Raw genomic sequence first — 6,400 nt, forward strand, 5'->3', positions numbered from 1 at the left:
ATTTCCTCCTTACGCTGCCCAGATTTTGCAGAGAGTGGCTTTTGTCTCCTGCATCTGGGTCACTGAATCGTAGCCATAGGTCTGCGCAGTGTTGGTGCTTTCCCCCAGGACATAGGGGTCGGCGCCGTCGGGGTATTTGGACCGCTGGTCCTCCCCCTGGAAATGGCCGCCGAAGTGGAAAGGCATGAAGGCCACGCCTTCGCCCACCCGCTCGGTCACCATCGCCATCACCTTGACCTTGCCGCCCTCGGGCCCTTCGACCCAGACCTGTGCGCCGTCCCGCACGCCAAGGTTGTTGGCGTCACGCGGGTGGATTTCGACGAACATGTCTTGCTGCAGCTCGGCAAGCCACGGGTTGGACCGCGTTTCGTCGCCGCCGCCTTCGTATTCCACAAGGCGCCCGGAGGTCAGGATGATCGGGTAGTCCTTGCTGAAATCCTGCTTCTGGATCGAGGCATACATCGTCGGCAGACGATAGAACTTCCGGTCTTCGTAGGTCGGGTAATCCGCCACGAGGTCCCGCCGGTTGGTATAGAGCGGCTCACGGTGGAGCGGCACCGGATCGGGGAAGGTCCACACGACCGCCCGCGCCTTGGCGTTGCCAAAGGGCGCACAGCCGTGCTTGATCGCGACCCGCTGGATACCGCCCGAAAGGTCGGTCTTCCAGTTGATCTTGGACACGCGCTCGTTGAAGTCGGACGGGAACGGCGACATCGACTGCTCGCCGACCTCCTCGTTCGCGCCCTGCGTGCCGGACCCCTGGGTGAGGTTGGTCGCCACGTTGTCCTCGCCATCGTCGCTTTCGCCGACGTTGCCGTTTTCGACCGCATTCAGCGACACGCCGGCCACCTTGGCGATGGAGCGTTTCTCCTCCTCCGTCAGGTCGCCGTCCCAGCCGAGGTCCACCAGCATCTGGTAGGTGAACTCCGGATAGCCGTCCTGGATCTCCGAGCCGACGCTGTAGACGCCCTCGGCCAGCAGGTTGTCGCCATCCCGCTCCACGCCGAAACGCGCGCGGAAGGTCAGACCGCCCTCTGCGACAGGCTTGGACATGTCATAGAGGTTGGGCGTGCCCGGGTGCTTCATCTCGGCAGTGCCCCAGCAGGGCCACGGCATGCCGTAGTAGTCCCCGTCGGCGGGACCGCCGATGGCCTGCAGCGTCGTCCGGTCGAACGTGTGCTGGTTGGCCATGTGCAGCTTGATCCGCTCGGGCGACTGGCCGGTGTAGCCCACCGTCCACATGCCCGCGTTGAACTCCCGCGTGACGCTCTCGATGTTCGGCGTGTTCACGTCGTCCATCTCGATGTTGCGGAAAAACCGGTCTGCCCAGCCGAACTTGTTGGCGAACATGCCGATGATCTCGTGATCGGGCTTGGACTCAAAGAGCGGGTCCACGACCTTGTCACGCCACTGGATCGAGCGGTTGGACGCCGTCACCGAGCCGTAGGTCTCGAACTGGGTCGAGGCCGGCAGCAGGTAGACGCCGTCGGTCCGGTCATGCAGCACGGCGGAGACGGTGGGATACGGGTCGATCACGACCAGCATGTCCAGCTTCTCCATCGCCGTCTTCATCTCGGTCATCCGGGTCTGCGAGTTGGGCGCGTGACCCCAGAGCACCATGGCCCGGACATTGTCCGACTGGTCCATGTTCTCCTTGTCCTCGAGGATGCCGTCGATCCAGCGCGAGACCGGGATGCCGGTGAGGTTTTGCAGGGACTTGTCCTTGCCGTCCGCACCCTTGGTCATCGCGAACTGGCCTTTCAGCCAATCGGAGTCTTCACCCCACACACGGCCCCAATGCGCCCAGGCCCCCGCCGACAGGCCGTAGTAGCCCGGCAGCGTGTGTGACAGCACGCCGAGGTCCGTTGCGCCCTGCACGTTGTCGTGCCCGCGGAAGATGTTCGTGCCACCGCCCGACGTGCCCATGTTGCCAAGCGCCAGCTGCAGCACGCAGTAGGCCCGCGTGTTGTTGTTGCCGTTGGTGTGCTGGGTGCCGCCCATGCACCAGATCACGGTGCCGGGACGGTTGTTGGCCATGGTGCGCGCAACGCGGCGCAGCTGCGAGCCGGGGGTGCCGGTCACGCGCTCCACCTCTTCGGGTGTCCACTTGGCGACTTCTTCCTTGATCTGGTCCATGCCCCAGACGCGGGTGCGGATGAACTCCTTGTCCTCCCAGCCGTTCTCGAAGATGTGCCAGAGGATGCCCCAGACAAGCGCCACGTCCGAGCCCGGGCGGAAGCGCACGTATTCGTCCGCATGTGCCGCCGTGCGCGTAAAACGCGGGTCACAGACGATCAACGGCGCGTTGTTCTGCTCCTTGGCCCGCAGCACGTGCAGGAGGGAGACAGGGTGCGCCTCGGCAGGGTTGCCGCCGATGATAAAGATCGCCTTGGAGTTGTGGATGTCGTTGTAGCTGTTGGTCATGGCGCCGTAGCCCCATGTGTTCGCCACACCCGCAACGGTGGTCGAGTGACAGATCCGCGCCTGGTGATCCACGTTGTTCGTGCCCCAGTAGGCGGCGAACTTGCGGAACAGGTACGCCTGTTCGTTGTTATGCTTGGCCGAGCCGAGCCAGTAGACCGAGTCCGGGCCGCTTTCGTCCCGGATCTTCATCATGCCGTCGCCGATCTCGTTGATCGCGTCTTCCCACGACATGCGGACCCATTCGCCGTCCACTTTCTTCATCGGGTACTTGAGCCGGCGCTCGCCGTGGGCGTGCTCCCGGACCGCCGCGCCCTTGGCGCAGTGTGCGCCCAGGTTGAACGGGCTGTCCCAGCCGGGCTCCTGGCCGACCCAGACGCCGCTGGCGACTTCGGCCACAACCGTACACCCGACCGAGCAGTGGGTGCAGACGGATTTCACAAGGTCCACCTTGCCGACCGCGCCAGACGCGGCTTGGGCTTGCTGGACGGTCCCTCCAGTGGCCGCGATGGCCGCAAGGCCCCCGATAGCCAGACCGCTGCCGCGCAGGAACGCGCGCCGGTCAACCGAAGCATTTGCCGCTTCGGACAGGATCGAAGGCCGCTGGGAGCGTCGCGCAACCCCGTTGGTCTTTTTCCTCAACATGTTTTGTTCCCTCCTTGCTTGCTTGGACCTTACGTCAGGCCCTTGCGCGCTTGGGTCTCAGAACGGCATCTGTCTCAGTCGGGCGTCACGCAACCAGTCGAGGCCGATGCCAGGCGAAAGCGTCCCGTCAGGGGCGCCGGATGCGCAGCTTTAGAAGCGGGCGCTGTCGTAAAAGGCGCGGGTGTGCGCCGTGTCCTGCATCTTTTCGGATGTCAGGTCTGGCTCGGCCGCCTCAGCCGCGCCACCGGTTAGGGTCACTGCTGCTGCCAGCGGTGCCGTGGTCCCGGCCAGTTTGAGGAAATCGCGGCGTGTGTTCGCCTCTTTTTCAGCCATAAGGCTTCCTCCCTGTTCGTGTTTCCGGCGGTTGCCCGCCGCTTGAGTGAGGCCGCCTCAGGCGGTCCCGGTGAGCCGAAACGCTTGCGTCTCGATATCCATGAAGGCTTTGCCGACCGTCCCGACGGAGGCGTAAAAGACCGAGTTCTTGGCCCCTTCGAGATCGGTGAAGAAGAGCGCCGCCCAGGGCGCGATATGCGCGTTGAAGAACGTCTTTTGCGCCTCGAGGCTCGCTGGCGTGGCAAAGCGCCCCACGATCATTGCGCCCATCATCTCCATGAGCGAGGCAATGTTGTCCTCCGGCTCGAACACCGTGTCAGCGCGCGCCAGACCCCGTTTGGCCATGTCCTGACGCAGCAGAGCCAAGGGCTTTTCGTTGAGGAACCCCGTCAGGTAGTACGACGCGTAAGGCAGCAGTTCCCCGCGCCCCAGCCCGATAAAGAGCTTGTTGAACTCGCTGTTCACCGTCTTGGGTTTGGTGATCTTTGCCAGCTTGGCCAGCGTCGCGATCCCCTGCCCCAGCTCGCTGTCGTCACCGCTGAGCGACGCGGTCTGCGCCAGCAGCATCTCGTCAGGCGGCTGCGACAGGAGCACGCCCAGAAAGTTGTAGAGGTCCGCGCGCAGGCGGTCTTCTTCCGCGATGGTGTAGTCTTGAGCGGCCAAGGTCATGCGGCTCCCTCGTGGTCAAAAGTAAATGTCATGCGCCGCGCACGGGATGGCGCGGCAGGAAGGTCATCTTCGAAGTTTGGAGCGTCGTGCTCTACGGTCAGAGCCGCGCCCGAGCCTGGGTGGGCGCTCGCCACGTCTATATGTTGTGAAAGATCGTCGCTCGGCAGAACTTCCGAAGGGTGCTCAACGTCTGCAGTGCGCCCTCCCGGGGGGAGGCTCGGGCGCGGCTCGTGGTTCCCACAAGCGTCGTCATCCGACTGGAGCGCTATTTCCTCGCCAGCTTCCTCAGATGTCTTCGCCTCAGATTGCCGCGCCAACTCCTCGACATGCGCCAGCATGCCTTTGCCGACCTGATAGGCCGTCTGCAAATTCTCCACGACAGTCGCGGCGTCGGTGAAGTCTTCACCGTAATCCACCAGCCCGTCGACATTCGCCAGCACTGGGTTCAGCCGCCAGAGCTTGCGCAAAGCGCGGGTCTTGAGCCGTTGCGGGACCGCATCGCCCATAAACGCCTTGAAGTCGCCCTCGTCCTCGAGCGTGTCTGGGTCGGGCAGGCCCAGCTCCTCGAGAAGCTCTTCGTCGGACTTCTCCGCCTCGATCGCCTCAAGTTCAGCCGCCTTAGCCTCGGCAACAACGGCCGCCTCTTCGGCAGCAACAGCCGCTTTGCGTCGTTCCCAGAAACTCATGTTTGACCTCCGCCTGCACGGAAGGACAACCGGTACCCACTTTTCCTGCGCAGGCTCATTGCAACCGCCTCCGCTTCAAATCAGGCGACGCATACACATCCGAAGCACCCGAGATCCGCGGATCCCCGATCCCGTCCTCGACGAGGTCGATCCGCTTCTTGTCACGCTTGCGTTTGACGAAGACCTCTTCCTCGTGGAATGCGTCCACGAACTCCTGCACCCAAGCCATCAGCGCGGGCGGCATCGGGACCTTTTCCACGATCTCCTCGCCGCTGTCGGTGTAATCCTGCGCCTCGTAGGGGGAGACGGTGGCGAGCAGGACCTCCATATCCCCTTCATCGCGTAGGATCACGTAGACCGACGGATCGCGCGCCATCAGGCCGTGCAGATACGCCTCGGTCTCGGCGCCGTGCATCTCGAGCGTGACCGTGGCTGCATGGAATTCGACGGCATCGCCTTCGCGGCGCATCTCCTTCCACGTGGCTGGGCCAGCACCCGGGAGAACCGCCACCGCGCGCCACGCATGCGCCGCCCAGCGTGTCACCCCGGGCGTGCGACGCAGCACCACGCCAAGCGGCAGGCTGCGGTACATGGACGGGTTGTAGATCAAAACTATCTCCTCACCGCCCAAAGTTGCGGCAGTTTGTGAATCCCGAAAAGCGGCAATTCGTATACAACCGCATTCTTTTGTGCTGCCGGACAATTTGGGCAGGCAATGGTGCACCGCCGGGACAAGCCGGTCGAATTGTCTATCCCGAGTGTTCTGCTTGGGTTTCTGCGCGCCTCCAAAAAGCCGAATCACCACCCGCTTTTCGAGGGAATCAGAGAGACCCCAGCGCGCCACCCCGCACCACAAAAGCGGTTGTCACCCCGCCCGAACCGTGTCTTTCCTGACCTTGGAACCGGAGGAACTAGCGCCCTGCCAAGGCGCTTTTGGGAGGCAGGACATCATGTCCAAGACATTGATAACGTGTGATTGTTTGGGGACTCAGTCCATCGATTCCGCGCGCCTGTCAGAGGCGACCGGTTTCGACGTCCGCCCGGCCTGTTCGGCGCTCTGCATGGGCGAGATCACCACCGCCGCGGAGGCGATTCAGGCGGGCGATGCGATTCTTTGCTGCACCCAGGAGGCCCGCCGGTTCGAGGCATTGGCGGACGAGCTGGACCTGCCCCCGTCCCCCACGCTCGACCTGCGTGACCGGGCAGGTTGGACCTCCGACACCGCCTCCACGCTACCCAAAATGTCCGCCCTGATCGCCGAGGCGACCCTGCCCGCCGCCCCGACCAAGACGATGGACGTGGTGAGCGAGGGGCTGTGCCTCATCCTTGGCCCCGCCTCGGTGACCATTCCTGCAGCAGAGCAGCTGTCCGAGCACCTTGGCGTGACCGTCCTGCTCGAGAACGCCGAGGACCTGCCGGAGACGCGCGGCTATGACGTCGTCATCGGGCGGATGCGCCGCGCGACAGGTGCGCTTAGCCAGTTCGACGTGCGCATCGACGCGCTGCAGCAGATCGTGCCGGGCGGGCGTGGAGGCTTTACGCTCACCGCCCCGCAGGATGGCGCCGCCTCCGGCTGCGACATCCTGATCGACCTCACCGGGGGACAGCCTCTCTTTCCCGCGCACGAGAAACGCGAGGGCTACCTG

5 protein-coding genes and 1 pseudogene are annotated in these 6,400 nt (G+C 64.1%); 1 reads left to right on the forward strand and 5 read right to left on the reverse strand.

The genetic code is table 11. The features are described 5' to 3' along the window. Positions 1-9: 9 nt before the first annotated feature. The 5 genes from ACU0B3_RS09600 to ACU0B3_RS09620 all read right to left on the reverse strand — a co-directional run bounded on the left by ACU0B3_RS09600 (position 10) and on the right by ACU0B3_RS09620 (position 5,334). Positions 10-3,066 carry a formate dehydrogenase subunit alpha gene (locus ACU0B3_RS09600; RefSeq protein WP_446260633.1) on the reverse strand — a complete coding sequence of 1,019 codons (3,057 nt, stop codon included), beginning with the start codon at positions 3,064-3,066 and terminating at the stop codon, positions 10-12. Between the two features lie 150 nt (positions 3,067-3,216). Continuing rightward, positions 3,217-3,399, reverse strand: coding sequence for a twin-arginine translocation signal domain-containing protein (locus ACU0B3_RS09605; RefSeq protein WP_446260634.1), 183 nt, complete (start codon positions 3,397-3,399; stop codon positions 3,217-3,219). 57 nt (positions 3,400-3,456) lie between these two features. Next, positions 3,457-4,068: a TorD/DmsD family molecular chaperone gene (locus tag ACU0B3_RS09610; protein WP_446260635.1), complete on the reverse strand. Its 612-nt coding sequence runs from the start codon at positions 4,066-4,068 to the stop codon at positions 3,457-3,459. Beyond that, entirely contained in the window at positions 4,065-4,754 is a 690-nt protein-coding gene (locus ACU0B3_RS09615; protein ID WP_446260636.1) for a DUF3306 domain-containing protein, read from the reverse strand. The genes ACU0B3_RS09610 and ACU0B3_RS09615 overlap by 4 nt, the downstream gene beginning before the upstream one ends. Before the next feature lie 55 nt (positions 4,755-4,809). Beyond that, positions 4,810-5,334 carry a DUF3305 domain-containing protein gene (locus ACU0B3_RS09620; RefSeq protein WP_446260639.1) on the reverse strand — a complete coding sequence of 175 codons (525 nt, stop codon included), beginning with the start codon at positions 5,332-5,334 and terminating at the stop codon, positions 4,810-4,812. A gap of 400 nt (positions 5,335-5,734) precedes the next feature. Here ACU0B3_RS09620 and ACU0B3_RS09625 point away from each other — a divergent pair. Further along, positions 5,735-6,400 (forward strand): annotated as a pseudogene (locus tag ACU0B3_RS09625) ((4Fe-4S)-binding protein); the annotation flags it as partial.

This window comes from Pseudaestuariivita sp. (assembly GCF_052825805.1).

Bases quoted from the DNA above. Each gene is read 5' to 3' on its own strand.
- ACU0B3_RS09615 (WP_446260636.1), bottom strand. From the start codon at position 4,754: ATGAGTTTCTGGGAACGACGCAAAGCGGCTGTTGCTGCCGAAGAGGCG.
- ACU0B3_RS09605 (WP_446260634.1), bottom strand. From the start codon at position 3,399: ATGGCTGAAAAAGAGGCGAACACACGCCGCGATTTCCTCAAACTGGCC.
- ACU0B3_RS09610 (WP_446260635.1), bottom strand. From the start codon at position 4,068: ATGACCTTGGCCGCTCAAGACTACACCATCGCGGAAGAAGACCGCCTG.
- ACU0B3_RS09600 (WP_446260633.1), bottom strand. From the start codon at position 3,066: ATGTTGAGGAAAAAGACCAACGGGGTTGCGCGACGCTCCCAGCGGCCT.